The organism is Streptomyces sp. NPDC093984 (genome assembly GCF_044764595.1).
In the GTDB taxonomy this organism is placed as follows: domain Bacteria; phylum Actinomycetota; class Actinomycetes; order Streptomycetales; family Streptomycetaceae; genus Streptomyces; species Streptomyces cynarae.
In genome coordinates, this window is the sequence record NZ_JBIWIM010000001.1 from 451,663 (window position 1) to 476,644 (window position 24,982).

23 protein-coding genes and 1 pseudogene are annotated in these 24,982 nt (G+C 72.0%); 15 read left to right on the top strand and 9 right to left on the bottom strand.

All coding sequences use genetic code 11. From position 1 onward, the window contains the following. Position 1: 1 nt before the first annotated feature. The gene (locus ACIRC0_RS02130) at positions 2-685 is read left to right on the top strand and encodes a TetR/AcrR family transcriptional regulator (protein ID WP_403610024.1); all 684 of its coding nucleotides are present in this window, start codon (positions 2-4) and stop codon (positions 683-685) included. On the opposite strand, the gene ACIRC0_RS02135 is transcribed toward ACIRC0_RS02130, so the two are convergent. Further along, positions 673-2,172, bottom strand: coding sequence for an LVIVD repeat-containing protein (locus tag ACIRC0_RS02135; RefSeq protein ID WP_403610026.1), 1,500 nt, complete (start codon positions 2,170-2,172; stop codon positions 673-675). The two genes, ACIRC0_RS02130 and ACIRC0_RS02135, sit on opposite strands and share 13 nt — an antisense overlap. 146 nt (positions 2,173-2,318) lie before the next feature. Between ACIRC0_RS02135 and ACIRC0_RS02140 the strand changes: the two genes are divergently transcribed. Then, complete coding sequence (locus ACIRC0_RS02140) at positions 2,319-2,939, top strand: DUF305 domain-containing protein (RefSeq protein ID WP_403610029.1); 621 nt, start codon at positions 2,319-2,321, stop codon at positions 2,937-2,939. A 26-nt stretch (positions 2,940-2,965) separates the two neighbouring features. Here the strand turns inward: ACIRC0_RS02140 and ACIRC0_RS02145 are convergent, their stop codons facing one another. Then, positions 2,966-3,430, bottom strand: coding sequence for a DUF6214 family protein (locus ACIRC0_RS02145; protein WP_403610031.1), 465 nt, complete (start codon positions 3,428-3,430; stop codon positions 2,966-2,968). Between the two features lie 214 nt (positions 3,431-3,644). Between ACIRC0_RS02145 and ACIRC0_RS02150 the strand changes: the two genes are divergently transcribed. Beyond that, positions 3,645-4,997: an FAD-dependent oxidoreductase gene (locus tag ACIRC0_RS02150; RefSeq protein ID WP_403610034.1), complete on the top strand. Its 1,353-nt coding sequence runs from the start codon at positions 3,645-3,647 to the stop codon at positions 4,995-4,997. A 37-nt stretch (positions 4,998-5,034) separates the two neighbouring features. Further along, positions 5,035-6,414, top strand: coding sequence for a nucleobase:cation symporter-2 family protein (locus tag ACIRC0_RS02155; RefSeq protein ID WP_403610036.1), 1,380 nt, complete (start codon positions 5,035-5,037; stop codon positions 6,412-6,414). Here the strand turns inward: ACIRC0_RS02155 and ACIRC0_RS02160 are convergent. Further along, positions 6,334-6,693, bottom strand: a complete 360-nt coding sequence (locus ACIRC0_RS02160) for an ArsR/SmtB family transcription factor (protein WP_403610039.1) — start codon at positions 6,691-6,693, stop codon at positions 6,334-6,336. The two genes, ACIRC0_RS02155 and ACIRC0_RS02160, sit on opposite strands and share 81 nt — an antisense overlap. A gap of 158 nt (positions 6,694-6,851) precedes the next feature. On the opposite strand from ACIRC0_RS02160, the gene ACIRC0_RS02165 reads away from it, so the two are divergent. Next, positions 6,852-7,931, top strand: a complete 1,080-nt coding sequence (locus ACIRC0_RS02165) for an NADH:flavin oxidoreductase/NADH oxidase (RefSeq protein WP_403610041.1) — start codon at positions 6,852-6,854, stop codon at positions 7,929-7,931. Positions 7,932-8,044: 113 nt separating this feature from the next. Here ACIRC0_RS02165 and ACIRC0_RS02170 read toward each other — a convergent pair whose 3' ends face one another. Then, positions 8,045-8,614: a hypothetical protein gene (locus tag ACIRC0_RS02170; protein ID WP_403612640.1), complete on the bottom strand. Its 570-nt coding sequence runs from the start codon at positions 8,612-8,614 to the stop codon at positions 8,045-8,047. A gap of 288 nt (positions 8,615-8,902) precedes the next feature. Between ACIRC0_RS02170 and ACIRC0_RS02175 the strand changes: the two genes are divergently transcribed. From ACIRC0_RS02175 to ACIRC0_RS02190, 4 genes are all read left to right on the top strand, one after another. Further along, positions 8,903-9,988, top strand: a complete 1,086-nt coding sequence (locus ACIRC0_RS02175; RefSeq protein WP_403610044.1) for a WD40/YVTN/BNR-like repeat-containing protein — start codon at positions 8,903-8,905, stop codon at positions 9,986-9,988. A gap of 112 nt (positions 9,989-10,100) precedes the next feature. Next, on the top strand, positions 10,101-10,778 hold the full coding sequence (locus tag ACIRC0_RS02180; RefSeq protein WP_200420174.1) for a uracil-DNA glycosylase: 678 nt from the start codon (positions 10,101-10,103) through the stop codon (positions 10,776-10,778). After that, complete coding sequence (locus ACIRC0_RS02185; RefSeq protein WP_403610046.1) at positions 10,775-11,806, top strand: N-acetylglucosamine kinase; 1,032 nt, start codon at positions 10,775-10,777, stop codon at positions 11,804-11,806. The genes ACIRC0_RS02180 and ACIRC0_RS02185 overlap by 4 nt, the downstream gene beginning before the upstream one ends. Before the next feature lie 168 nt (positions 11,807-11,974). Next, positions 11,975-12,898, top strand: a complete 924-nt coding sequence (locus ACIRC0_RS02190; protein WP_403610049.1) for a sirohydrochlorin chelatase — start codon at positions 11,975-11,977, stop codon at positions 12,896-12,898. Positions 12,899-13,000: 102 nt separating this feature from the next. Here ACIRC0_RS02190 and ACIRC0_RS02195 read toward each other — a convergent pair whose 3' ends face one another. Further along, positions 13,001-14,488: an FUSC family protein gene (locus tag ACIRC0_RS02195; protein ID WP_403612642.1), complete on the bottom strand. Its 1,488-nt coding sequence runs from the start codon at positions 14,486-14,488 to the stop codon at positions 13,001-13,003. A 256-nt stretch (positions 14,489-14,744) separates the two neighbouring features. Here ACIRC0_RS02195 and ACIRC0_RS02200 point away from each other — a divergent pair, with 256 nt between their 5' ends. From ACIRC0_RS02200 to ACIRC0_RS02210, 3 genes and pseudogenes are all read left to right on the top strand, one after another. Next, a complete protein-coding gene (locus ACIRC0_RS02200) occupies positions 14,745-15,221 on the top strand; it encodes an Lrp/AsnC family transcriptional regulator (RefSeq protein WP_403610051.1) in 477 nt (158 codons plus the stop codon). A 25-nt stretch (positions 15,222-15,246) separates the two neighbouring features. Next, a pseudogene (locus ACIRC0_RS02205) lies at positions 15,247-15,435 on the top strand (HAD family hydrolase); the annotation flags it as partial. A gap of 204 nt (positions 15,436-15,639) precedes the next feature. Next, complete coding sequence (locus ACIRC0_RS02210) at positions 15,640-18,789, top strand: carboxyl transferase domain-containing protein (protein WP_403612644.1); 3,150 nt, start codon at positions 15,640-15,642, stop codon at positions 18,787-18,789. Positions 18,790-18,909: 120 nt separating this feature from the next. Here the strand turns inward: ACIRC0_RS02210 and ACIRC0_RS02215 are convergent, their stop codons facing one another. Beyond that, entirely contained in the window at positions 18,910-19,680 is a 771-nt protein-coding gene (locus ACIRC0_RS02215; RefSeq protein ID WP_403610053.1) for a LysR substrate-binding domain-containing protein, read from the bottom strand. 58 nt (positions 19,681-19,738) lie between these two features. Between ACIRC0_RS02215 and ACIRC0_RS02220 the strand changes: the two genes are divergently transcribed. Further along, on the top strand, positions 19,739-20,122 hold the full coding sequence (locus ACIRC0_RS02220) for a DUF5997 family protein (RefSeq protein ID WP_403610055.1): 384 nt from the start codon (positions 19,739-19,741) through the stop codon (positions 20,120-20,122). A 98-nt stretch (positions 20,123-20,220) separates the two neighbouring features. Here ACIRC0_RS02220 and ACIRC0_RS02225 read toward each other — a convergent pair whose 3' ends face one another. Both ACIRC0_RS02225 and ACIRC0_RS02230 read right to left on the bottom strand, forming a co-directional pair. Beyond that, a complete protein-coding gene (locus ACIRC0_RS02225) occupies positions 20,221-20,640 on the bottom strand; it encodes a CBS domain-containing protein (RefSeq protein WP_263233576.1) in 420 nt (139 codons plus the stop codon). 165 nt (positions 20,641-20,805) lie between these two features. Beyond that, positions 20,806-21,174: a DUF6479 family protein gene (locus tag ACIRC0_RS02230; RefSeq protein ID WP_403610058.1), complete on the bottom strand. Its 369-nt coding sequence runs from the start codon at positions 21,172-21,174 to the stop codon at positions 20,806-20,808. A gap of 311 nt (positions 21,175-21,485) precedes the next feature. On the opposite strand from ACIRC0_RS02230, the gene ctaD reads away from it, so the two are divergent. Together ctaD and ACIRC0_RS02240 are read left to right on the top strand one after the other, a co-directional pair. Further along, positions 21,486-23,075 carry a cytochrome c oxidase subunit I gene (gene ctaD, locus ACIRC0_RS02235; protein WP_403612646.1) on the top strand — a complete coding sequence of 530 codons (1,590 nt, stop codon included), beginning with the start codon at positions 21,486-21,488 and terminating at the stop codon, positions 23,073-23,075. Then, complete coding sequence (locus ACIRC0_RS02240; RefSeq protein ID WP_403610061.1) at positions 23,072-23,461, top strand: cytochrome c oxidase subunit 4; 390 nt, start codon at positions 23,072-23,074, stop codon at positions 23,459-23,461. The genes ctaD and ACIRC0_RS02240 overlap by 4 nt, the downstream gene beginning before the upstream one ends. Here the strand turns inward: ACIRC0_RS02240 and ACIRC0_RS02245 are convergent. Then, a complete protein-coding gene (locus ACIRC0_RS02245) occupies positions 23,391-24,929 on the bottom strand; it encodes a cytochrome bc complex cytochrome b subunit (protein WP_403610064.1) in 1,539 nt (512 codons plus the stop codon). The genes ACIRC0_RS02240 and ACIRC0_RS02245 overlap by 71 nt on opposite strands. Between the last annotated feature and the right edge of the window lie 53 nt (positions 24,930-24,982).

The window sequence follows — 24,982 nt, forward strand, 5'->3', positions numbered from 1 at the left end:
GATGTCGCCGCGCAGCGCCTCGGTCAATGAAGAATTGCGGCGGCGTTCCCGCGAGCGGCTTCTGCACGCGGCCGTCGAACTGGTCAGCGAGCGCGGCTACGACGCGACCACCCTCGGCGACATCGCGGACCGCGCCGGCTCCGCGCGGGGCCTGGTGTCGTACTACTTCCCCGGCAAGCGGCAGCTCCTCCAGTCGGCCGTGCACCGGCTGATGCACCGCACCCTGGAGGAGGCGCTGGAGCGCGAGCCGCGCACGGAGGACGGCCGGGAGCGGATGGCGCGGGCCATCGACGCGATCCTGGGCCTGACCGTGCACCACCCGGTGCTGATGCGGCAGCACATGGCGGGGATCCTGCAGGCCGAGGGGTTCGTGCAGTGCCCCGAGCAGCAGCGGCTGGCGGAGCTGCTGCGGGACACGGTCGCACGGCACGGCTCGGCGGCCCCCGAGACCGACTACCCGATGCTGCGGGCCCTGCTGATGGGCGCGGTCTACGCGGCACTGGTGCCGGGCGTTCCCATGCCGCTTGCCGTCCTGCGGGCCGAGTTGTTCAAGCGGTACGGCCTCGCCTGGGAGATGGGTGCCCCGCCGGCCCCCGAGGGGACCGACGAGGCCTACGACGCGGATCTGTCGCGGTTCTTCGCGACGGAGGACCGCCCGCCGCAGAGCAGCGGTCAGCCGAAGTAGTCCGGCTGGGTCTGGACGTTCAGCTCGTCGAGCCGGACCCGCTGTGCGGGGTCGGTGCGGCGGTCGGTCAGCTTCAGGACGTCGAACCCCTTGGCGATGTCGTTCGAGTAGATGTACCCGTTGTAGTAGTACGCCGACCAGGAGCCGCCGACGGTGAGGGTGTCCGTGGTGAGCGGTCCGCGCTCGAAGTAGGCGATCTCCTTGGGGTGCGCGGAGTCGGTGAAGTCCCAGACGGAGACGCCGCCCTGGTACCAGGCCTGGACCATGAGGTCGCGCCCCTTGACCGGGATCAGCGACCCGTTGTGGGCGACGCAGTTCTCGGTGTCCGCCTGGTGGCGCGGGATCTTGTAGTAGCCGCGGAAGACGAGCTTGCGGCTCTCGCCCTTGCCGACGATGTCGTAGATGCCGTCGGCGCCGCGGTTCGGGCCGGTCTGCGCGTTGCAGGTGGCCCCGCTGCCTCCGCCCAGCTCGTCGGTGAAGACGACCTTGTCCGCCTTCTGGTTGAAGGTGGCCGAGTGCCAGAAAGCGAAGTTCACGTTGTCCTGGACCCGGTCGATGACCTTCGGATGCTCCGGGTCCTTGATGGACATCAGGATGCCGTCGCCCATGCAGGCGCCCGCCGCGAGTTCCTTGGAGGGCAGCACGGTGATGTCGTGGCAGCCGGTGGTCTTGGAGACGCCCGGGTTGGTGGGTGCGCCGGGGTTGCCGCCGCCGTCCGGTCCCTCACCGGGGAAGAGCACCGGGAAGCTCACCACCGCGGCCTGCTCGGGCGCCTTGCGCGGCACCTTGATGACCGATATGCCGTCGTGCGGCGGCTGGCAGTCGGGGAACGTGCTGCTCGGCGAGTACGAGGAGACGTAGATGTAGACGTTGTCGCGCTTCGGCACCAGCGAGTGCGTGTGGGAGCCGCAGGCGGTCTCGACGGCGGCGACATACCTGGGGTTCTTCTTGTCGGTGATGTCGAAGACCTTCATGCCCTCCCAGGACGACTTCTCGGTCGCGGGCTGGGTGGTGCTGTTGCAACTGCTGTCGCTGCGCGAGGAGTCGGTGGACAGGAAGAGCAGATTGCCGGAGACGGAGACGTCGTTCTGCGAGCCGGGGCACAGCACCTGGGCGACCGTCTTCGGGGCCTTGGGGTCGGCGATGTCGAAGATGCGGAAGCCGTCGTAGTTGCCGGCGAAGGCGTATCTGCCCTGGAACGCCAGGTCCGTGTTGAAGCCGGGGAGCGCGTCCTTGGGGATGTTGGCGAGGTGCTGGACGTTCGCCGAGTGGACGATCTCGTCCCGGCCGGGTATCTCGCCGTCCGCGATCGCCTTCCTCGCCTGGGTCTGGGTGCTCTCGGACACCTCGCGGGATGCGGGGACGTCTCCGGGATCGGGGGTGGCGGCCGCGGGTTGGGCCGTGAGCAGTGCGGCCAGGAGTCCGGCCGCGACGGCGCCTACTCCCAGGCGTCTGCGCCGCGTTCGGTGGTCGTGGGACAGGGTCACTGTGTCCTCCCTGGTAGCCGTTCGGGCTTGAACGGTTCACGGACCTCCGAAGTATCGTCTTTCTCATGGGCAGATCAACAGATGGCAATGCACTCGTAACGAACGTCTTCGGTCACGCGCGTGCTCTCCGCCGCCGTGCGTCCGTCATGTCGCTGGTGGCGTTGCCGCTGGCGATCGCCCTGCTCACCGGATGCGACTCCGGGTCAGGTGGCAACTCCGCCGCCGGGGACGGCCCTTCGGTGATCGCCCCGGGGAAGCCCGGCGAGGCGGCGCAGACGCTTTCCGCGGAGGAGGCGGGCAAGCGGCGCGCGGAGGACGACACGCCGAACGCGGCGGACTTCTCCTACGCACACATGATGATCGAACATCACCGGCAGGCGCTCGAGATGACACGACTGGCACCGCAGCGGGCGCAATCGGACCAGGTGAAACGACTCGCGGAACGGATCACGGCCGCACAGAAGCCTGAAATCGCCGCGATGGAAGCGTGGTTGGCGGCGCATGCGAAGGACGACCACGGCAGCGCCCACCAGCACGACGCGATGCCGGGGATGGCGACCGAGGCCCAGCTGAAGCAGTTGCGCGCGGCGGAGGGCAAGGCGTTCGACGAGCTGTTCCTCAAGCTGATGATCACTCATCACGGCGGCGCCGTCACGATGGCGACGGACGCGAAGGCCGAGGGCAACAACATCCAGATCGAGGAGATGGCCGACGACGTGATCGCACAGCAGACGAGCGAGATCGGCCGGATGCGCGACATGTTGTGAGGTTGGCGCGCGCGGGCCCCGCCCGGTCAGCGCCGGGTATGACGTGGCGTCAGGAATCCGGCGTCTCGCGCTCCGGCGATCAGTTTCAGCGAGCGGCGCCGGCTTCGCCCTGTCGCACACATGACCGCGTACACCGGGTCGACGCCCTCGGTCTGGGCCGCGCGGTACTCCTCGGCGACCAGGCGCCACCCCTCGACACCGCGCGGCCAGACGGGACGGTGCCGGTCCGCCGGCGCCCCCAGGGGCTCGTACGGCGACTCGGAGTCCACACCGCACGCCTCGAGCAACGGTTCCTCGATCCAGTCCGCGAGGGCCGTCAGATCGCCCAGCGACAGGGGCGGCTGGGCCCGCACCTCCTCGATCGACACGCCGCCGCCCGCGACCACGGCGAGGACGTCGACCCGGCCCCCGTCGGGCAGATCGAGCCGAACCGCGTACCACGACGTGACACTCCCGTGCTCCCGCACTTCCCAGGCGGGCCACACGGCCACCGGCACATCCGACCGAGATCGATCGGAAAAATCCTGAAAGGACACTTCCAGCACACACGGAACGTAAGCGAATGGTCACATACCATGCGGAGAGCCACGCACAGAAGGAGAGCGCACCGCACCCCGTCGGCCCAGCGGCACGCCCCCTCCCCTCCCGCCGTGCGCGGTGCAATGCTGGAGCCACCAGCGATCTCCTCCGCGAGGGAGTTCCGCCGTGCTGCATGTCGCCGTCGTCGGCTCGGGTCCGAGCGGGGTCTACACCGCCCAGGGCCTGGTCCAGCAGGATCCACAGGTGTGCGTCGACGTTCTCGACCGCCTGCCGTGCCCGTACGGACTGGTGCGGTACGGCGTGGCCCCCGACCACGAGAAGATCAAGTCCCTGCAGAACAATCTGCGCACGGTCCTGGAGCACGAGCGGATCCGCTTCCTCGGCGGCGTCCAGGTGGGCGCAGGCGGGGTGCCGCCCGCCCGGCTGCGCGAGCTGTACCACGCGGTGGTCTACTGCGTGGGCGCCGCCACCGACCGGCATCTCGGCATCCCGGGCGAGGACCTGCCCGGCAGCTGGTCGGCCACCGAGTTCGTGTCCTGGTACAGCGCGCACCCGGACTCCGTCGCGGAGGGCTTCCTGCACGACGCGCGGGCGGCCGTGGTGATCGGCGTCGGGAACGTCGCGGTCGACGTGACCCGGATGCTGGCCCGCGAGGTGGCGGACCTGAGCCCCACCGACATGCCGCAGGCGGCGCTCACCGCACTGGCCGCCAACAAGGTCACGGAGATCCACATGGTGGGGCGTCGCGGTCCCTCCCAGGCCCGCTTCACCACCAAGGAACTGCGCGAGCTGGGCGCCCTGCCGGACACCGTCGTCGTCGTGGACGAGGGGGAACTGGCGCTCGACCCGGCGTACGTCGATCCGTCCGGGCTGCCGCCCACCCAGCGCCGCAACGTTGAGGTGCTGCGCGGCTGGGCCGCGACACCACCGAGCGGTGCGGCGCGGCGGATCCGACTGCGGTTCTTCCTGCGCCCGGTCGAACTGCTGGCCGACGCGGGCCGGGTGGGCGCCGTGCGCTTCGAGCGGACGCTGCCCGACGGACAGGGCGGGGTCACCGGCAGCGGGCGCTACGAGGACATCGAGGCACAGCTCGTGCTGCGTTCGGTGGGCTACCGCGGAGTGCCGCTGGAGGGCCTGCCGTTCGACGCGAAGACCGGCACCGTGCCGCATCGGGCGGGACGGGTGCTGCGCGCCGGGGAGGTCTCCCCCGGCGAGTACGTGGCGGGGTGGATCAAGAGGGGCCCGACGGGCGTCATCGGCACGAACCGCCCTTGCGCGAAGGAGACGGTGACCTCCTTGCTCCAGGACGCGCCCGGCCTCGCCGCCCGCGAGGTCCCGGACGACGCGCTCGCGGCCCTGCGGGAGGACGGAGTACGGCCGGTCGAGTGGCCGGGATGGTTGGCGATCGAACGGGCGGAGGCGGCGCTCGGGGCGTCGCTGGGCCGGGGAGTGGTGAAACTCCCGGACTGGCAGTCGCTGATGGCCGCCGCGCACGACACAGTCCCGCAACACCCCTGAAATCAACAAACTGTTCAAGGAGTTTACGTTCTCCCCCATGCCCACCGTGCACCCCGTTGACGAAGTCCCCCCGATACGCCAACTCGCCGCCTACGCCCTCCAACACGTCCTCGCCATGTACGCCGGCGCCGTGGCAGTACCGCTCATCGTCGGCGGCGCCATGAAACTGCCGGCCGCCGACCTGGCCTATCTCATCACCGCCGACCTGCTGGTGTGCGGCATCGCGACCCTCATCCAGTGCGTCGGCTTCTGGCGCTTCGGCGTACGGTTGCCGATCATGCAGGGCTGCACCTTCGCCGCCGTGTCCCCCATGGTGCTCATCGGGACGACGGGCGGCGGACTCCCCGCCATCTACGGCTCGGTGATCGTCGCGGGCCTCGCGATCGTGCTGCTGGCCCCCGTCTTCGGCAGACTCCTTCGCTTCTTCCCACCCCTCGTCACCGGTACGGTCATCCTGATCATCGGGCTGTCGCTGCTGCCGGTGGCCGGCAACTGGGCCGCCGGCGGCCAGGGTTCGAAGGACTTCGGGGAGCCGAGGAATCTGGCCCTCGCGGCCTTCGTGCTGCTGGTCGTCCTCGCGGTGCAGCGCTTCGCGCCGGCGTTCCTCAGCCGGATCGCGGTGCTGATCGGCATCGTGGTGGGGCTGGCGATCGCGGTGCCGTTCGGCTTCACGGACTTCGGCGGGGTAGGACACGCCGACTGGGTCGGTATCAGCACGCCGTTCCACTTCGGTACGCCCGTCTTCCACGCCTCGGCGATCGCGTCCATGCTGGTGGTCGCGGTGGTGACGATGACCGAGACCACCGGCGACCTGATCGCGGTCGGCGAGATGACCGGCCGCAGGGCCGAGCCGCGCTCCCTCGCGGACGGCCTGAGGGCCGACGGGCTCTCCACGATCCTCGGCGGCGTGTTCAACACCTTCCCGTACACGGCGTACGCCCAGAACGTCGGCCTGGTCGGCATGACCCGGGTGCGCAGCCGCTGGGTCGTGGCGGCCTCCGGCGGCATGCTCGTGCTGCTGGGTCTGCTGCCCAAGCTGGGCGCGGTGGTCGCGGCCGTTCCGGCGCCGGTGCTCGGCGGGGCGGGACTGGTGATGTTCGGGACGGTCGCCGCGAGCGGACTGCGGACGCTGGCCGGCGTCGACTTCCGGGGCAACCACAACCTGACGGTGGTGGCCGTCTCGGTGGCGGTCGGCATGCTGCCGGTCGGGGTGCCGACGGTCTACGAGAAGTTCCCGGACTGGTTCCAGACGGTGATGAACAGCGGCATCAGCGCCGGCTGCCTGACCGCGATCGTATTGAATCTGCTCTTCAACCACCTGCCCTCGAAGGCCGGTTCAGCCGTCCTGGAGGCGGACGGCCTGGTGCGCGGCGGCGGTGAGGAGGGTGTCGAGGAGCCCAGGGAAGAGATCGTCTAGGTCGTCCCTGCGCAGGCCGTTCATCTTGGCCGTGCCCCGGTAGACCTGCCGGATCACCCCGCTCTCGCGGAGCACCCGGAAGTGGTGCGTGCTGGTGGACTTGGTGACGGGCAGGTCGAAGTGCGAACAGGAGAGCTCGTCGCCGACGGCGGCGAGCTCCCGCACGATCCGCAGCCGCATGGGGTCGGACAGCGCGTGCAGCACGGCCTCCAGTCGGATGTCCTCACGCACCGGGTGCGGAAGGTCGCGGCTGCCGAGAGCGGGGGCGGCGGGGGTCACAACAGCTCCAGTTCGTCCGGGGGTCCATCCGGCGGGGCGTCCGGGAGACTCCCCTTCATGCCTTCATGGTACGAGGACCATCGTAGTTTGACATCCGCCGTACTACGATGGCTATCGTACGAGGGTCGTTGTCGGCACCGCACCGAATGGAGTCCGCCGTGAGCGCGCTCTTCGAACCCTTCACCCTGCGCGATGTGACGGTCCCGAACCGCCTCTGGATGCCTCCGATGTGCCAGTACTCGGCGGCTCCCGAGGGGCCCGCCACGGGCGCACCGACCGACTGGCACTTCGCGCACTACGCGGCGCGCGCGACCGGCGGCACGGGCCTGATCGTCGTCGAGGCGACGGCCGTCTCCCCCGAGGGCCGCATCTCCCCGTACGACCTCGGCCTGTGGAACGACACACAGGTCGAGGCTTTCCAAAGGATCACGGGCTTCCTCAAGGAGCAGGGCACCACTCCGGCGGTCCAGCTCGCGCACGCCGGCCGCAAGGCGTCGACGGACCGGCCCTGGAAGGGCGGCGCGCCGGTCGGCGCCGACGCCTACGGCTGGCAGCCGCTCGCGCCGAGCGCGGTGCCGTTCGACGCACGCCACCCCGTGCCGACCGAGCTGACCGTGACCGGTATCCAGGAGATCGTGGGGCGGTTCGCGGACGCGGCCCGCCGCGCCCTGGCCGCCGGCTTCGAGGTCGTGGAGATCCACGGCGCGCACGGCTACCTCATCAACGAGTTCCTCTCCCCGCACTCCAACCACCGCACGGACGCCTACGGCGGCTCGTACGAGAACCGCACCCGCTTCGCACTCGAGGTCGTCGACGCGGTGCGGCAGGTGTGGCCGCAGGACAAGCCGCTGTTCTTCCGCGTCTCGGCCACCGACTGGCTGGACGAGGGCGGCTGGACGGCCGACGACACGGTCCGCTTCGCGGCCGACCTCAAGACGCACGGCGTGGACCTCCTCGACGTCTCGACCGGCGGCAACGCGGCGGGCGTCCGCATCCCGACGGGCCCCGGCTACCAGGTGCCCTTCGCCGCCCGGGTGAAGGCGGAAACGTCCCTGCCGGTGGCCGCGGTCGGACTCATCACCGAGCCCGGGCAGGCCGAGAAGATCCTGGTCAACGGGGAGGCGGACGCGGTGCTGCTGGGCCGCGAACTGCTCCGCAACCCCTCCTTCGCCCGCCTCGCGGCCCGCGAACTGGGCGGCGAGGTGCGGATCCCGGACCAGTACCACCGTTCCGTCTGACCTGTCCTCGCCCGCCCGCGCGGACGTCGAGCGCACTGGGGACAGGCCCTGCGGCGTGTCCCCCGGGCGTCGGCACATCGACGACGGTCAGATCGCGTGCGGCCGGTCGCCGGTCAGCCCGTCATCCGGCCCCAAAGCGGCCCGAACCGCGCCCAGGCCTCGTCCCACTGCGCCATGCGCCGGCGTTCCAGGCGTTCACGCAGGATGCGTCCGCCCACGAACGGGACCGCCGCCGCGCCGGCCCCCACCAGCAGCCCGATCATGGCCGCGCGGACCTGCGCCTGGGACTCGGTGGCGGGCTGTGTCACCAGGGAGCCCCCGGGGTCCGTCCACACGGTGACGGCCGTGCCAGTGGGGCTGCCGGCGGCCACTCGGGCCTGCCCGGCGTGCGACGAACCGTCCTCCCCCGTCCACCGCACCTTCGCCCACACCCGCTGCGCCCCGGCGGCGCCCCTCTTCGGGGCGTCCTGGGTGAGCAGGGCCACGACCGGGTGCCACTGCGCCCGCTCCTCGGCCAGCCCTCGCTCCACCGAGTGCGTCGCCGCCCATCCCGTCAGCACTCCCCCGACCACGGTCACGGCCCAGACGGCCAGCACCACCCAGGCCTCCAGCGCATCGCTGCGGCGCCGCAGCGGATTGCGCCGCCACCGCCACAGCCACACCCTGCGACCGCGGAACGTCATCGACGACAGCCACCTCATCGATGGCATCCTCCTCACGCATGCACGGACACCCCCCGACGCCCTCCCATACGCGAGCGGGCCCGCCGCTGCTCACCCGGCGTCCGCCGCCCGCGGGTTCACGGCCCCCGCGCAAAGCCCCCAAGGCTCGCCCGTCGCCCGGCGCGCTTCCTCTCTGCTCTCCGGAAACACGGTTCTGACCTGCGGTGACTCCGTCCACGGGGGTGACTGTCAGTGCCGGGGTGCAGACTGGCCCATGTCTGGAACAACGGCGTTTCGGAGGTGGCCGGCATGGCCGACGTACTGCTCACCGTGGGCACACGCAAAGGACTGTTCATCGCGCGGCGACGAGGCGGCGCCTGGGAGTTCGACGAAAGCCCGTACTTCAACGCACAGGCCGTCTACTCGGTGGCCATCGACACCCGCGGCGCCACCCCGCGCCTGCTGGCCGGAGGCGACAGCGCGCACTGGGGGCCCTCGGTCTTCCACTCCGACGACCTGGGCCGCACCTGGACCGAGCCCGCGCGGCCCGCCGTCAAGTTCCCCAAGGACACCGGCGCTTCGCTGGAGCGCGTCTGGCAGCTGCACCCGGCCGCGGCGGAGCCCGACGTGGTGTACGCGGGCACGGAACCGGCCGCGCTGTACCGCTCCGAGGACCGCGGCGAGAGCTTCGAGCTGGTGCGCCCCCTGTGGGAGCACCCGACGCGCGACAAATGGGTGCCGGGCGGAGGTGGCGAGGGCCTGCACACCGTGGTCACCGACAGACGGGACCCGAAGGCCGTGACGGTCGCCGTGTCGACGGCCGGCGTCTTCCGCACCCGGGACGGCGGCGCGAGCTGGGAGCCGTCCAACTCCGGTGTCTCCGCGGTGTTCCTCCCCGATCCGAACCCGGAGTTCGGCCAGTGCGTGCACAAGATCGCACAGGACGCGGCGGCTGCGGACCGGCTCTATCTGCAGAACCACTGGGGGGTGTACAGAAGCGACGACGCGGGCGCCCACTGGACGGACATCGGCGAGGGCCTGCCGTCGACGTTCGGGTTCGCCGTGGCCGCCCATCCGCACCGCGGGGACACGGCGTACGTCTTCCCGATCAACGCGGACGCGGACCGCGTCCCGGCCGGCCACCGATGCCGCGTGTTCCGGACGGCGGACGCGGGCAAGAGCTGGGAGCCGCTCACGGCGGGGCTGCCGGCCGAGGACCACTACGGCACTGTCCTGCGCGACGCCCTGTGCACGGACGACGCGGACCCGGCGGGCGTCTACTTCGGCAACCGCAACGGCGAGGTCTACGCGTCGGCGGACGACGGTGACAGCTGGCAGCAGCTCGCCTCCCATCTGCCGGACGTGCTGTGCGTACGGGCGGCGGTGATCGCCTGATCCGCCATCAACCGCCGGTTGAGGCCCCTGTTCGCCCGCCGCGCGATCATTCCCGGTCACCCATGGGTCACCGGTTGATCGCCGGTGCGCGAGCGGCAGTAGGGTGACGCCCGTGGCACCACGACCGTTGCATGAAATCGTCGAAGCAGGCTGGGCGAAGGCCCTGGAGCCGGTGGCCGAACGGATCGCCGCGATGGGAGACTTCCTGCGCGCGGAGATCGCCGCGGGGCGCACCTACCTCCCGGCGGGACCGAACGTCCTGCGGGCCTTCCAGCAGCCCTTCGACGAAGTCCGCGTCCTGATCGTCGGCCAGGACCCCTATCCCACACCGGGCCACGCGGTCGGGTTGTCGTTCTCGGTCGCTCCGGACGTACGGCCGCTGCCGGGCAGCCTGATCAACATCTTCCGGGAGCTGAACGCCGACCTGGGTCTGCCCCAGCCGTCCAACGGCGACCTCACCCCGTGGACCGGGCAGGGCGTGCTGTTGCTCAACAGGGCGCTCACCACGGCTCCGCGCCGTCCTGCGGCCCACCGTGGCAAGGGCTGGGAGGAGGTCACCGAGCAGGCGATCCGGGCGCTGGCCGGGCGTGGCAAGCCGCTGGTGTCCATTCTGTGGGGCCGTGACGCGCGCAATCTGCGCCCGCTGCTGGGCGATCTCCCGGCGATCGAGTCCGCGCACCCGTCCCCGATGTCGGCGGACCGGGGCTTCTTCGGCTCACGGCCGTTCAGCCGGGCCAACGACCTGCTGATCCGGCAGGGTGGGCAGCCGGTGGACTGGCGTCTGCCGTGACACCCTCCGGGCCGGGGCCCGTTCCGTCGGCGGACGCATCCGGCGCGGTGCCGGAAGCCGTGCTCGCCGTGGACTCCGGGGGCTCCGGCCTGCGGGTCGCCCTCGCCCCGCGAGGCGGCCCGGCCTCGGCGGCGACGGTCCCGCGCTCGTCCCGCGAGCCGGTGCGCACCGGTGCCCGGGGGATCGATGCCGGGCACCTGCTGGAACAACTCCTGCCGATCGCACGGCGGTTGCTGGCGGACGCCGGTGGTGCCGAAGTGCGGGCGGTCGCGGTCGGGACGGCAGGTCTGGCCACGCTGGGCGACGACCTGCGCGCCCGGCTTCCCGGCGCGCTGGCCCGTGAGCTCGGTGTACGCAGGGTGGCGCTGGTCGCGGACGCCGTCACCGCCTACGCGGGCGCACTCGGCGCACGCCCCGGCGCGGTGGTGGCGGCCGGCACCGGCCTGATCGCGCTCGGCACGGATCTGACGAGCTGGCACCGGGCGGACGGCTGGGGTCATCTGCTGGGCGACTGCGGCGGCGGCGCGTGGATCGGGCGGGCAGGGCTGGAGGCGGCGCTGCGCGCGCATGACGGGCGGCCCGGCGGTTCGGAGCGTCTGCTGGCGCGGGCCGAGGCGATGTTCGGCCCGGTCACCGGCCTGCCCGGCAAGGTGTATCCGCGCCCCGACCGGGCGGCGGTGCTGGCCTCGTTCGCTCCCGAAGTGGCCGCCTGCGCCGCGGACGACCCGGTCGCCGACGGCATCCTGCACGCGGCCGCCCGGCACATGGCCGAGTCCGCGGCCGCCGTGTGCCCCACCTCGGGCGAACCCCGCGTCGCCCTCACCGGGGGCCTGTTCCGGGTGGGCGAGCCCCTTCTCGTACCGCTGCGGCGCGAGTTGGCGCGCCAGGTGCCGCAGGCACACCTGGTCCCCGCGGAGGGTGACCCGCTGTACGGCGCCGTACGCATCGCGCTCGCATTCGCGAACGATTCACTCACACTCCCCGACGACGAACACCTGTTGCATCTCGTGACCGAAAAGAGCGAGTGATTCCCCTTGCCGGGAGAGGGGAGTTACCTCCTCGTACGCGGGGGAAAAGTCACACCGTATCGATCACTTCTCATCCGCACGTAACTCATCAGACAAAACCGGACGGATACCGCTCACCTGCACCCTCCCCGAACAGGGGAGCCCACAAAGCCAGTAGCATGCGGCGCCATGAGCTCCCCCACTGGGCCCGCATCCGGCCTGCCTGTACGAATGCCGCGACCCCGCCAGCCCGGGCGGCACCGCCGCCCGGAACCCGTGGTGGCTCCCGAGGGCGCGCCTGCGCTCGTCCTCGCGGTGCCGGGCACGCCCAGCGCCGCCACGCGCAGCCTCGCCGAGGAGGTCGTGAGCATCGCGCGTTCCGAGCTGCCCGGCCTGGACGCGCGCATCGGCTACCTGGACGGGGACGACTCGGAGTTCCCGACGCTGAAGTCCGTGCTCACGCACACCGCCGAGGAGCGCGCCGCGCGCCACGAGCAGGCGGTCGCGGCCGGCCTGGAGGTCAAGGAGCCCGACGGCCCCGTCGCCGTGGTGGTGCCGCTGCTGGCCGGGCCGGACAGCGCGCTGCTGCGCCGGGTCCGCCAGGCCGTCATGGACAGCCGGGTCGCGGCCGACCTGACCGATGCCCTCGGCCCGCACCCGCTGCTCGCCGAGGCGCTCCACGTGCGCCTGTCCGAGGCCCGTCTGGCCCGCGCCGACCGCGCCCGCCTGTTCACGGTCGCGACGGCCGCGGACGGCATCATCCTCGCCTCCGTCGGCGGCGAGGAGGCCGTGCAGGCGGCCGGGATCACGGGAATGCTGCTGGCCGCGCGGCTCGCCGTCCCGGTGATGGCGGCGGCGCTGGACCAGGAGGGTTCGATCACGTCCGTGGCCGAGCAGCTGCGCTCCTCGGGCTCGCAGCAGCTGGCGCTCGCGCCGTACCTGATCGGCCCGGAGCTCGAGCCGGGGCTGCTGGAGGCGGCCGCCGAGGAAGCGGGCTGCCCCGCCGCCGAGGCGCTCGGCCCGTACCCGGCGATCGGCAAGCTGGCGCTCGCCAAGTACACGACGGCGCTGGGCATCGCCCCGCAGCAGCCGCAGGGGACGCCGGTCCGCTGACCCTGCACACCCGTACGACCAAGGGCCCGCTCCCCGGAGGAGCGGGCCCTTGGTCGTGTCACGGGCAAGCCCGCCGCCGACCCCGCTGCGGGGTGACCGGCGTCAGACCCGGATCGGGGACGAACCGTGCAACGGAGCGGCCAGGGCGATCAGGGCCCGTTCCAGTCCGTGGAGGTGGCTGAGGGCCTGCTCGGCGCCGGGGTGGTGGCCCGGGACGCCCGCGGGAGACGTCAGGGCGCGTTCGGGGACCGCTCCGAGCAGCGCCTCCACCGCGGTCTCGACGCGGCGGCACGCGTCCGTGAGACGGGCGTCGTGCGAGGCGTCCGGGTCCGCGGCGACGGCGACCAGGCCGCGCGTTCGACGGGCGCACTCGTCGAGCAGCGCCAGCACCTGGCGGGCCCGGGCCTTGCGCGCCCGCAACGGGTTCAGCGGATGCACCAACGGCGCGAGTGCCTGCCGGACGCGCCCCAGCAGCGCCTCGAGCTCCGCCGCGCGCGACGCGGGGTCCGCCTCCGGGTCGCCCGCGAGCCGCCGTGCCGCCGCGGCGGTGCAGGCGTGCACCGCGTGCACCGCCCGGCGCACCCACTGGTCGGTGACCGTGTGCGTGGTGATCGGCAGGACGAGCGCGACGGCGAGGGCCGCCCCCAGGGCCCCGACGCCCGTCTCCGCGAGGCGCAGAGCGAGCAGCCCCGGGTGCAGCACGCCGAAGAGGCCGTAGAGCAGGCCCGCCATCACGGTGACGAAGAACATCATCCAGCTGTAGGACGGGGCCGCCGTGTAGAAGATGCCGAAGACGCAGACGGCGACGAGCGCGGCGGTGGGCGCCGGGGCGCCGTGCAGCGGCACCGCGACCAGCAGCCCGGCGACGATGCCGGTGACCGTGCCGACGACGCGCCGGAAGCCGCGCACCAGCGTCTCGCCGCGCGAGGCGGTGTTCACGAAGATCCACCAGGCGGTGCCGACGGCCCAGTACCAGCGCTCGTGGGACAGCACCTGGCCCGCTGCGACGGCGAAGGCGCACGCTGCGGTCGCCTGGAAGGCCTGGCGGGTGGCGGGCCGGGCGAGGCCGCGGCCGCCGAGCGGTGCGGGCGCGGCGGGCAGCGGGGTACGGCGTTCGACGCACCACACCCCGAAGCGGACCGCCGAGGCGGTGACGAGCGAGAGCGCCACGGCCGCGTACAGCTCCGGCAACTGCCCCGGGACGGCATGCAGGAACTGCGCGACGAAGAAGGTCATGAAGGCGAAGATGCCGAGCGCATGCCCGCGCGGCCCCCAGCGACGGGCGTACACACCGGCGAAGACGACCGTGAGCCAGACCGCGTCACGCACCGCCGGCACATCGTGCAGGGCGGTCGCGACCGTGAGGACCGGAAGGCCGACGGCGGGCAGCAGCGCGGTGGTGACCGCCTGGCCGCGCACGGTCGGGTCGGCGACCGTGAACAGCGCCAGCAGCGCGGCGAGCCCGCCGGTGACCGAGGCCGGCAGCGGCAGCCCGGCGACCTCGCACGTGGTCACGGCGAGGCCGATGCCGAGCACCGCACGCAGCGACACGCGCAGCCGGAACAGCCCCGGATCCGGAGCCGTGAACATCTTCTTCAACTTCTTCAGTGCCGGGTGAGTCACCGTCGTCCGTCCGCCCCCACTTCTCATGTCATCGCGACGCCAGGACATGGGAATGGCGCCGCGGGCACGGATTCCGGCCTCGTCACCGGTCCTGCGCTGCGCGGCGCCATCGATACCCCTAAGGAAAGCATCAGAGCCACGGTGGCTCAACCGACACGCTGTTCACTGGTCCATTGGTACAGTCACAGAAGCTCCACTGATACCACCGGGAGGCCAACGGACCATGGCCGTGGACGGACTCGACACCCGCATCCTGCGGCTGCTGCTCGAACAGCCGCGCACCAGCGTGCGCGAGTACGCGCGCATCCTGGGCATCGCCCGGGGCACTCTGCAGGCCCGCCTCGACCGTCTGGAACGCGACGGGGTGATCACCGGCACGGGGCCGTCCCTGTCCCCCGCCGCGCTCGGGCACCCCGTGCTGGCGTTCGTGCACATCGAGGTCACGCAGGGGCATCTGGACGAGGTGGGCGACGCGCTCGCGGGTGTGCCGGAGATCGTGGAGGCGTTCTCCATCACCGGTGGCGGCGACCTGCTGACCCGGGTGGTCGCACGCGACAACGCACACCTGGAGGACGTCATCCAGAAGCTGATCAGCCTCCCCGGGGTGGTGCGCACCCGCACGGAGGTGGCGCTGCGCGAACGCGTACCGCACCGGCTGCTGCCGTTGGTGGACTCGATCGGCCGCGCGGCGGCGAACTGACCCCCGGGCGGGCCACAGGCGGGGCGTGCCGATGGCCGTCGCCCCGGGCTCCTCGCGTGAGGCCATCGAGGCGGTCATGGCGGGCGCCGGCCCGGGCGCATGGCTCGGCACGGCCGTCTCGGCCGACGAGGTCGGGCACGGCGAGCCGGCCCCGGACGTCTTCCTGGAGGCCGCGCGCAGCCTCGGCGCGTCCCCCGCCGGCTGCGTGGTCGTGGAGGACGGGCCGGCCGTCAGCAGGTCCCGACGTTCCCCCGGTGGCGGCCACACTGGCGGCGTTCGGGCGGGCATCGGGAGCCGCCGCCGCGCACGCGGCCGGGATGCGGTGCATCGCAGTCCCGCGGAGCTCACGCCCGGACTGCCTACGACTGGCTGCTGGGCTCGGCCTCCTCGTAGCCTTCTTGCGACCGGGGAGGGGTTCATGGGTTCCGAGGCCGTACTCGTCGCCAACCGCGGGGAGATCGCCGTCCGGGTGCTGCGCACCGCCGCCGAACTGGGCCTGCGGACGGTCGCGGTGTACGCGGACGGCGACGACGCGCACATCCGGCACGCCGACGAGAGCGTCCCGGTCCCGGACTACCGGGACGCGGAGGCTCTGCTGACCTCCGCACGTTCGACCGGCTGCGCGTTCCTGCACCCGGGATACGGCTTCCTCAGCGAGGACGCGGAGTTCGCCCGCCGCTGCGCCGCGGGGCGGGTCACGTTCGTCGGCCCCTCCCCCGACGCCCTCGCCCTCTTCGGCGACAAGGCACGCGCGCGTGCCTTCGCTTCGGAGCTGGGGGTGCCCGTCCTGCCCGGAGGGGGAACGACCCTGCAGGAGGCCCGGGAGTTCCTCCGCGACGGTCCGCTGATGATCAAGGCGGTCGGCGGGGGCGGCGGGCGCGGTATGCGGGTGGTGCGGACGGCCGATGAGCTGGCCGGGGCATGGGAGCGCTGCCGCTCCGAGGCCCGGCAGGGCTTCGGGCGCGACACGGTGTACGCCGAGCGGCTGCTGGAGGGCGCCCGGCACATCGAGGTGCAGATCCTCGGCGACACGCACGGCGCCCTCACGCATCTGTGGGAGCGGGACTGCAGCGCTCAGCGCCGGCACCAGAAGCTCGTCGAGATCGCGCCCGCGCCCGAACTCCCGGACCAGGTACGGACCGCAGTCGTGTCGGCCGCCCTGCGGCTGGCGGGCGCCGCGCACTACACCGGGCTCGGCACGTTCGAATTCCTGGTGCGGGGCGAGGAGTTCCACTTCATCGAGGCCAATCCACGGCTCCAGGTGGAGCACACGGTCACCGAGGAGGTGACGGGCGTCGATCTGGTGGCCGTACAACTGCGCCTGGCTGCGGGCGAGTCGCTGGCGTCGCTGGGGCTGGCGGGACCGCCCGATCCGCCGCGCGGTTTCGCCGTGCAGGCACGGGTCAACGCCGAGGTGACGGAGGCGGACGGCACGGTGCGCCCGTCGTCCGGGCGCTTGACGCGCTTCGACGTGCCGACGGGCCCGGGGATCAGGGTCGACACGGCGGTCCGCGCGGGCGCCGAGGTCGGCGTGCGCTACGACGCACTGCTCGCCAAGGTGGTGGCACACGTCCCGCACGGCGGCTGGCAGGCCGCCTGCGCCCGGGCCCGCCGCGCGCTGGGTGAGTTCGCGATCGAGGGGGTTCGCACATCTGTCCCGCTGCTGCGGGCGGTGCTCGCTCAGCCCGGGTTCTGGGCGCACACGGGATTCGTCGAGCAGCACCTGCCGGAACTGCTGCCCGAGGAATCGGGCGTGGTGGCCGGGTGGGCGGACGGCACCGTAGGGGCACCGCTGAGCGGAAATGTGCTCTCGGTCGCGGTCGCGCCGGGTGACGCCGTGCGCTCCGGGCAGCAGCTGCTGGTGCTGGAGGCGATGAAGATGGAGCACGTCGTCCGAGCACCGGGCTCCGGGGCCGTCCGCGCGGTGCACGCGCGCGTGGGGGACACGGTGGCGGAGGGACGGGCCCTGGTGGAGCTCGACGTCACCGACGACGATCCGCACCAGCACGGCGGAGCCCCGGCGGTGGACCTGGACGCCGTGCGGCCGGATCTCGCGGAGGTGATGCGGCGGCACGCCTTCGGCCTGGACGAGCATCGCCCGGAGGCCGTCGCCAAGCGGCATGCCACCGGCCGGCGTACGGCGCGCGAGAACATCGAAGACCTGTGCGAGGAGGGGTCGTTCACCGAGTTCGGTGCGCTGGCGATCGCGGCGCAGCGGCGCCGGCGCTCGCTGGAGGACCTGATCCGGGCGACTCCGGCGGACGGCATGGTCACCGGCATCGGGCGCGTGAACGGCGAGCCGTGCGTCGTCATGTCGTACGACTACACGGTCCTCGCGGGCACGCAGGGCCTGCAGAACCACCGCAAGACCGACCGGATGCTGCAGATCGCCGAGGAGCGGCGGCTGCCGGTGGTGCTGTTCGCGGAAGGGGGTGGGGGCCGCCCCGGTGACACGGACGGCATCTCCGTCTCGGGCCTGGAGCTGACCACGTTCCACCAGATGGGCCGTCTCAGCGGTTCCGTCCCCCTGGTCGGCATCGCCTCGGGGCGCTGTTTCGCCGGCAACGCGGCTCTCCTCGGCTGCTGCGACGTGGTGATCGCCACGCCGGAGGCCACGATCGGCATGGGCGGTCCGGCGATGATCGAGGGCGGCGGGCTCGGCGTGTTCCGGCCCGAGGATGTGGGGCCGCTGTCGGTCCAGGTACCGAACGGGGTGGTGGACGTGGCGGCAGCCGACGAGGCGGAGGCGGTCGAGGTGGCGCGCCGCTACCTGTCGTACTTCCAAGGGACGCGGACCGCCTGGGAGGCACCGGACCAGCGGCTGCTGCGGCACACCGTTCCGGGGAACCGCAGGCGGGCCTACGAGGTGCGCACGGTGATCGAGGCGCTCGCCGACACGGGGTCGGTGCTGGAGCTGCGACGGGCCTTCGGCGTGGGCGTGGTGACCTCTCTGGTGCGGATCGAGGGCCGCCCGATGGGTCTGATCACGAACAATCCGGGGCACCTGGGCGGAGCCCTCGACCGGGACGCCGCGGACAAGACGGCGCGCTTCCTCCAGCTGTGCGACGCCTTCGGCCTGCCGGTCCTCTCACTGTGCGACACGCCCGGTTTCATGGTGGGACCGGACGCAGAACGGACGGCGACGGTACGGCACTTCGCGCGCATGTTCGTGACGGGGGCGAACCTGCGGGTGCCGCTGGTGACCCTGGTGCTCAGGAAGGCGTACGGGCTGGGCGCGATGGCAATGATGGGCGGCTCCACCCGCGCGCCGCTCGCCTGCGCCGCCTGGCCCACGGGCGAGTTCGGCGGCATGGGGCTGGAGGGCGCTGTCCGTCTCGGCTACCGCAGGGAGCTGGCGGCTATCCCGGACCCCGAGGAGCGGGCCCGCGCGTTCCAGGAACGCGTCGCCGAGCTGTACGAGCAGGGCAAGGCGGTCAATGCGGCGGCGGCCCTGGACATCGACGCGGTGATCGATCCGGCGGACTCGCGGCGCTGGGTGGTGGCGGCCCTGGACGGCTGGGAGGGGCCCCGCGACGCACGCGGGCGGGGGTTCGTCGACACGTGGTGAGCGGGGGTGGCGGCGGGTCCGGAGGGCTCCTGCGGCGACGCTCCGAGCCGTCGGCCGGAGGCCCTGGTCACGATCCTTCCGCGCCGGGTCCTGTCGTTTCCCGCACAGTGCCGGCCGCGGTCACGAGCGCCGACGGGGTTTGCCGCGCCGTGCGGCCTTGGGGCCGCCGCCGGAACCGCTGCGGGGACTGCGGCCGGTCGACTTCCCCGGGGCGGGCTTGCGCCGGGTCCCTGCCGCGTCGGTGCGCTGACGCTTCGGTTCGGCGGAGGGCTGGGCGGGGGTGCGGCCCCGGGTGCTGTTGACCGTCCGCCCGCGCACGATCCCGATGAAGTCCTCCACCAGGTCGGTGGTCGCGTCCTCGGGCCAGGACAGGGCGACGCTCGACTGGGGCGCGTCCACGACCGGGCGGTAGGTGAGGTCGCGGCGGTGGTACAGCCGCGCGAGCGACTGGGGCACGACGAGCAGACCCACGCCCGCCGCCACGAGTTCGATGGCGTCCTCGGTGGTGGCGGGGCGCTCGAAGGCGGGCTCTCCCGGCGGTCGCTCCCAGCCCAGGACGTCGTCGAGGGGGTGGAGGACGACCTCGTCGGCGAGGTCGTCGCAGGACACCTCGTCGACGGCCGCCACCACGTGGTCCTTGGGGACGACGACCACCGTGGTCTCGGTGTAGAGGGGGATCGCGCTGAACACCGTGCGATCCACCGGCAGCCGTACGAGCCCCGCGTCCGCCTCGCCGCCGCGCAGCGCCTCGGGCGCTTCGGCCGCCGGCACCTGAAGCAGGGTGAGGGGCACATCGGGCAGGCGCTCGTTCCAGATCCGCGCCCATTTGGCGGGCGTCGCCCCGGGGACGTACACGAGCCGGAACGAGGGGGGTGCATCCGTGCCTGTCACCCCGCCAGGTTACCGGGCGTGGTCAAAGGGCCCGAATCCGGCCGATAGTCTGGACAGCATGAAGTCGCAGCAGACCACCCAGACGATGAAGCCCGCCACCGCGGCGAAGAAGCTGGGTGTGTACCTCCCCGCCACCCCTGCCGAGTTCCAGGAGGGTGCCGTCTCCCGGGCCGAGCTGAACGAGCTCCAGGCCAACCCGCCCGAGTGGCTGCGGGAGCTGCGACGCAACGGCCCGCACCCGCGCCCCGTGGTCGCGGCGAAGCTGGGCGTCTCCATCGCCGGCCTCGCGCGCGGCGGAATCACCGAGGCGCTCACCACGGAGCAGATCGAGGCGCTGAAGAAGGACCGTCCCGAGTGGCTGGAGAAGGAGCGCGCCACCCAGGCCGAGGTCCGCAAGGAGGCCGCGCGCATCAAGAAGCGGGACGCCGAGCGCGCCGAATGAGGCCGGCCGTCCGCGTCCCTGACGCCGCCGAGCACCGGCCGGCCGTACGCGCGGCAGCGGGGCCGGGCTGATGCCCGGCCCCGGATCCTCCCGGTGTCCTAGACGTTGGGCTCCGCCGCGCTGATGTCGCCGAGCGCCGACTCCGGCTGGCGCTCCACGGCCAGGTCACCGAGGGAGATGATCCCCACCGGCTCTCCGCCCTCGACGACGGGGACACGACGGATGTGGTGCTCGCGCATCACCTGAACCGCGCGGTCCAGGTCCTCGTCGGGGGTCAGGGTGACCAGCTCCTCACTGCACGCGCGAGCCACCGTCGTCTCCTGCGGGTCGGCTCCCTCCGCGAGCGCGCGCACCACGAGGTCGCGGTCGGTGACCAGTCCGCGCAGATGGTCCTCCTCGGTGACGAGGACGGCTCCGATGTCCCGATCGCGCATGATCTGCGCCACCGTCGCCAGCGAGGTCTGCGGTTCGACCTTGACGGGCTCGGCGGTCATGATGTCGCGTACGTGCTGGGCCATGACTTGTCCCTTCTCCACAGGTCTCCCAGGTCTCCCCAGGTCCTCCCCGGGGCGGCGGTTCCGGTCCCCGCCGCTCAGGCGCCGAGTACCCGATGGGCGCGGTCCTGCACGGCTGCGGCGCGGTCTCCCGCGCTGCGGCGGTCCGCCGGGACGGGCCACCTCCGGTCAGGTGGCGCCGGAGCCCCCGCTGCCGAAGGAGCCACTGGAGCCGGAGTTCCAGCGCGGGCGCTTCTGCTGCCCGCTTCGCCGGGTGCCGGAGGCGTGGACCTCGTGCGGGGTGAGACGCCCGCTCTCGTCCTGCGCACGCGGAACCTCGTTCGGCTCCCTGATCTCCCGGGACTCCATCACGGGCCCGGAGGTCGGCCGGGTCGGCTGCTCGGAGGGACGCGGCGGCGCCGACTCCCGGCGTCGCACCCTGATGCCGAGCCGGACGGCCCACACCAGGGCTCCCGCGATGAGGAGACCGCCGACGAAGGCGCCGAGCACGCCCCAGGCGGCATCGGAAGCGGCTAGTTGAACAGAGATCGTCAGCATCTTTTCCGGGTACCCCGCTGCCGGAAATGAACCCTCCGCTCGCGGGCGCCCGCGACGGCGGCGGAAGCGGTCGGCGGACGGGCCTCCAGCGAGGGGCCGCACGGTGACCTCTTACTCCTCCCGACCGGTTTTCACCGGCCGAGCCGGGGCACCCGCGATGCGCCCGCGTGCCGTCCGGCCCGTGCGCCGGGTGTGACACCGCGGGCGACGGCGCGTGGAGGAGGACGATGACAGAACTGTCGGAATACACCGCGGACCTCCGGCGGAAGGCCACCGCCCCCTCCCCTCTCGGTCGCGCGGTGCTGAACTGGATGACGACGACCGACCACAAGGTGATCGGTCGTCTGTACATGGTCACGGCGTTCTGCTTCTTCCTCTTCGCCGGTCTGCTGGCGATGGCGATGCGGGCCGAGCTGGCCCGTCCGGGGCTTCAGTTCATGTCCGAGGACTTCTACAACCAGCTCTTCACGGTGCACGGCACGGTGATGATGCTGCTGTTCGCGACCCCGATGTTCGCCGGATTCGCCAACGCGGTGATGCCGCTGCAGATCGGCGCCCCGGACGTGGCGTTCCCGCGCCTGAACGCCCTGTCGTACTGGATGTACCTGTTCGGCGGCCTGATGGTGGTGTCCGGGTTTCTGACGCCCTCCGGGGCCGCCTCGTTCGGCTGGTTCGCGTACGCCCCGCTGAACAGCGCCTACCGCACGCCCGGCGCCGGCGGCGATCTGTGGACGATGGGCCTGGTGGTGACGGGTGTGTCGACGACACTGGGCGCGGTCAACTTCATCGCCACGATCATGTGCCTGCGGGCCCCGGGCATGACGATGTTCCGGATGCCGATCTTCACCTGGAACGTCCTGTTCACCTCGATCCTGGTGCTGCCCGCGTTCCCCGTGCTCACGGCCGCGCTCCTGGCGCTGGAGGCCGACCGGAAGTTCGGGGCACACGTCTTCGACGCGACGAACGGCGGCGCCATCCTGTGGCAGCACCTCTTCTGGTTCTTCGGGCACCCGGAGGTGTACATCGTCGCGCTGCCGTTCTTCGGGGTGATCTCGGAGATCCTCCCGGTGTTCTCGCGCAAGCCGCTGTTCGGCTATCTGCCGATGATCGGCGCGACGACCGCGATCACCATGCTCTCCGCGGTGGTGTGGGCGCACCACATGTTCACCACGGGTGCCGTGCTGCTGCCGTTCTTCTCCCTGATGTCGTTCCTGATCGCGGTACCTACGGGGATCAAGTTCTTCGCGTGGATCGGCACGATGCACCGCGGGTCGCTGTCGTTCGAGACACCGATGCTGTGGTCGCTCGGCTTCCTGGTGACGTTCCTGCTGGGCGGCTTGAGCGGCGTGCTCCTCGCTTCCCCGCCGATCGACTTCCACGTCACCGACTCGTACTTCGTCGTGGCGCATCTGCACTACGTCCTCTTCGGCACCGTGGTGTTCGCGATGTTCGCGGGCTTCTACTTCTGGTGGCCGAAGTTCACCGGGAAGATGCTGGACGAGCGGCTCGGCAAACTGCACTTCTGGCTGCTGTTCCCGGCCTTCCAGCTCACCTTCCTGGTACAGCACTGGCTGGGCGCGGAGGGCATGCCCCGCCGCTACGCCGACTACCTGCAGGCTGACGGCTTCACCCTGCTGAACACCCTCTCGTCCGCGGGCGCCTTCCTGCTGGGCGTCTCCACGCTGCCCTTCCTGTACAACGTCTGGCACACCGCGCGGTACGGCGAACGGGTCACCGAAGACGACCCCTGGGGTTACGGCCGCTCGCTGGAGTGGGCGACGTCCTGCCCGCCGCCGCGCCACAACTTCGTGGCCCTGCCCCGGGTGCGGTCCGACTCGCCCGCCTTCGAGCTGCACCATCCCCAGGCCTTGCGGCAGTCCCTCGAGGAGGGAGCGCGATGAAAACCGAGGCCGTGCTCTTCGGCGGCGTCGCCGTGTTCTTCGCGGGCTCCGCCGTCCTCTACGGTGCCTGGTCGAGGGATCCGGCGGGTACGGCGTGCCTGGTCGTCGCCTTCGGGATGGCGGCCCTGGTCGCCTTCTTCTGCGCCGTGCAGTACCGGCGCAAGGGGCGTCGCCCGCAGGACCGCAAGGACGCCGAGGTGATGGACGCGGCCGGTCCGCTGGAGTTCTTCCCGGCCCACAGCCCATGGCCCCTGGTCACGGCGCTCGGCTTCGCCCTCGCCGCGACCGGGGTGGTCTTCGGGCTGTGGCTGTTCCTCATCGGGCTCGGGGTGCTGGCTCGGGGTGTTCTCGGGATGGTGTTCCAGTACGCGGCTCGAGGGAGCTGAGCGGCTTCCTCGGCGCTCCCGGCCGGAAGTCGGTCACCGGCTCGTGGCCGCTCTCGTAGCCGCCCTCCACGGTCTGCCGCACCTCCCCGGTCTCCTCCCCCTCGGCCAGGCGCTTCTGCTCCGCCTCCAGCAGGGCGTGGCACAGCCGGCGGGTGAGCAGGAAGGCGACCACGGGGGCCGCCACGAGGGCGATGCGCAGGGTCCGGGTCAGCGAGTTCAGCGAGATCTGGAAGGTCTCGGCCACGATGTCGTTGCCGCCGGCCAGGAGCAGGACGCCGTAGAAGGTGATCCCGGCGACGCCGAGCCCGGTGCGCACCGGGCGTTCCCGCGGCCGGTCGCACAGGTGCTGTTCCCGGTGCCGCTCCCCCGTCAGCCGCTGTTCGACGAACGGGTAGGCGTACAGGACGGCGAACAGCAGCAGCGGCAGGACGACCCCCGGCAGCAGCACGTTCCACATGATCGTGTGGCCGGCGACGGTGGTCTCCCAGCGCGGCATGAGCCGCAGCGATCCCTCCAGGAAGCCGACGTACCAGTCGGGCTGCGAGCCGGTCGACGCCTGGTCCGGCCGATAGGGGCCGTACGTCCACACCGGGTTGATCTGGGCGACTGAGCCGAGCATCGCGATGACGCCGAAGACCATGAGGGACAGGCCGATGGAGGACGCGGCGAACTGCGGGAAGAGCGGCTTGCCGATGACGTTCCGGTTGGTCGCGCGCGGGCCGCGCCACTGGGTGTGTTTCAGGTGGAAGACCAGGATCAGGTGCACGGTGACCAGGGCGAGCAGTGCTCCGGGCAGCAGCAGGATGTGCGCGGGGTACAGCCGGGACACGATGTCCTCGCCGGGGTACTGGGACCCGAAGACGAACATGCTGACGTAGGTCCCCACGACCGGCAGGGACAGCATGATGCCCTGGGCGATGCGCAGTCCCGTGCCGGAGAGCAGGTCGTCGGGGAGCGAGTAGCCCGCGAAGCCCTCGGCCAGGGCGGTCAGGAACAGCGTGACACCGATGATCCAGTTCATCTCCCGCGGCCTGCGGAAGGCGCCGGTGAAGAAGATCCTGAGCAGATGCAGCCCGATCGCGGAGACGAACACCAACGCGGCCCAGTGGTGCGTCTGCCGCATGAGCAGACCGCCGCGCACTTCGAAGCTGATGTGCAGGGTCGAGTCGAACGCCTCCGACACCAGCGTCCCGCGCAGCGGCACGTACGGCCCGTGGTAGACGACCTCGTGCATCGCCGGCTTGAAGAAGAGCGTCAGCCACACGCCGGTCACGATCAGCACGATCAGGCTGTAGAGCGCGATCTCGCCGAGGAGGAAGGACCAGTGCTCGGGGAATGCCTTGCGCAGCAGTCGTCCGCCGCCGTCCAGCACGGGCAGCCGCCCGTCCGCCGCGTCGGCGAACCGCTCCCCGGGACTGCGGGCCTCGGATTCCGCGGACGGGGCCGGTGGCCGGTTCTCCGCCTTCACCGTGCCTCCCCCGGGTGGTCGGCGGACCCCTCACACCGGTCCCGGTCCACGGA

Bases quoted from the DNA above. Each gene is read 5' to 3' on its own strand.
- ACIRC0_RS02130 (WP_403610024.1), top strand. From the start codon at position 2: ATGTCGCCGCGCAGCGCCTCGGTCAATGAAGAATTGCGGCGGCGTTCC.
- ACIRC0_RS02140 (WP_403610029.1), top strand. From the start codon at position 2,319: ATGTCGCTGGTGGCGTTGCCGCTGGCGATCGCCCTGCTCACCGGATGC.
- ACIRC0_RS02155 (WP_403610036.1), top strand. From the start codon at position 5,035: ATGCCCACCGTGCACCCCGTTGACGAAGTCCCCCCGATACGCCAACTC.
- ACIRC0_RS02170 (WP_403612640.1), bottom strand. From the start codon at position 8,614: ATGACGTTCCGCGGTCGCAGGGTGTGGCTGTGGCGGTGGCGGCGCAAT.
- ACIRC0_RS02175 (WP_403610044.1), top strand. From the start codon at position 8,903: ATGGCCGACGTACTGCTCACCGTGGGCACACGCAAAGGACTGTTCATC.
- ACIRC0_RS02190 (WP_403610049.1), top strand. From the start codon at position 11,975: ATGAGCTCCCCCACTGGGCCCGCATCCGGCCTGCCTGTACGAATGCCG.
- ACIRC0_RS02195 (WP_403612642.1), bottom strand. From the start codon at position 14,488: ATGTTCACGGCTCCGGATCCGGGGCTGTTCCGGCTGCGCGTGTCGCTG.
- ACIRC0_RS02200 (WP_403610051.1), top strand. From the start codon at position 14,745: ATGGCCGTGGACGGACTCGACACCCGCATCCTGCGGCTGCTGCTCGAA.
- ACIRC0_RS02210 (WP_403612644.1), top strand. From the start codon at position 15,640: ATGGGTTCCGAGGCCGTACTCGTCGCCAACCGCGGGGAGATCGCCGTC.
- ACIRC0_RS02220 (WP_403610055.1), top strand. From the start codon at position 19,739: ATGAAGTCGCAGCAGACCACCCAGACGATGAAGCCCGCCACCGCGGCG.
- ACIRC0_RS02225 (WP_263233576.1), bottom strand. From the start codon at position 20,640: ATGGCCCAGCACGTACGCGACATCATGACCGCCGAGCCCGTCAAGGTC.
- ACIRC0_RS02230 (WP_403610058.1), bottom strand. From the start codon at position 21,174: ATGCTGACGATCTCTGTTCAACTAGCCGCTTCCGATGCCGCCTGGGGC.
- ctaD (WP_403612646.1), top strand. From the start codon at position 21,486: ATGACGACGACCGACCACAAGGTGATCGGTCGTCTGTACATGGTCACG.
- ACIRC0_RS02240 (WP_403610061.1), top strand. From the start codon at position 23,072: ATGAAAACCGAGGCCGTGCTCTTCGGCGGCGTCGCCGTGTTCTTCGCG.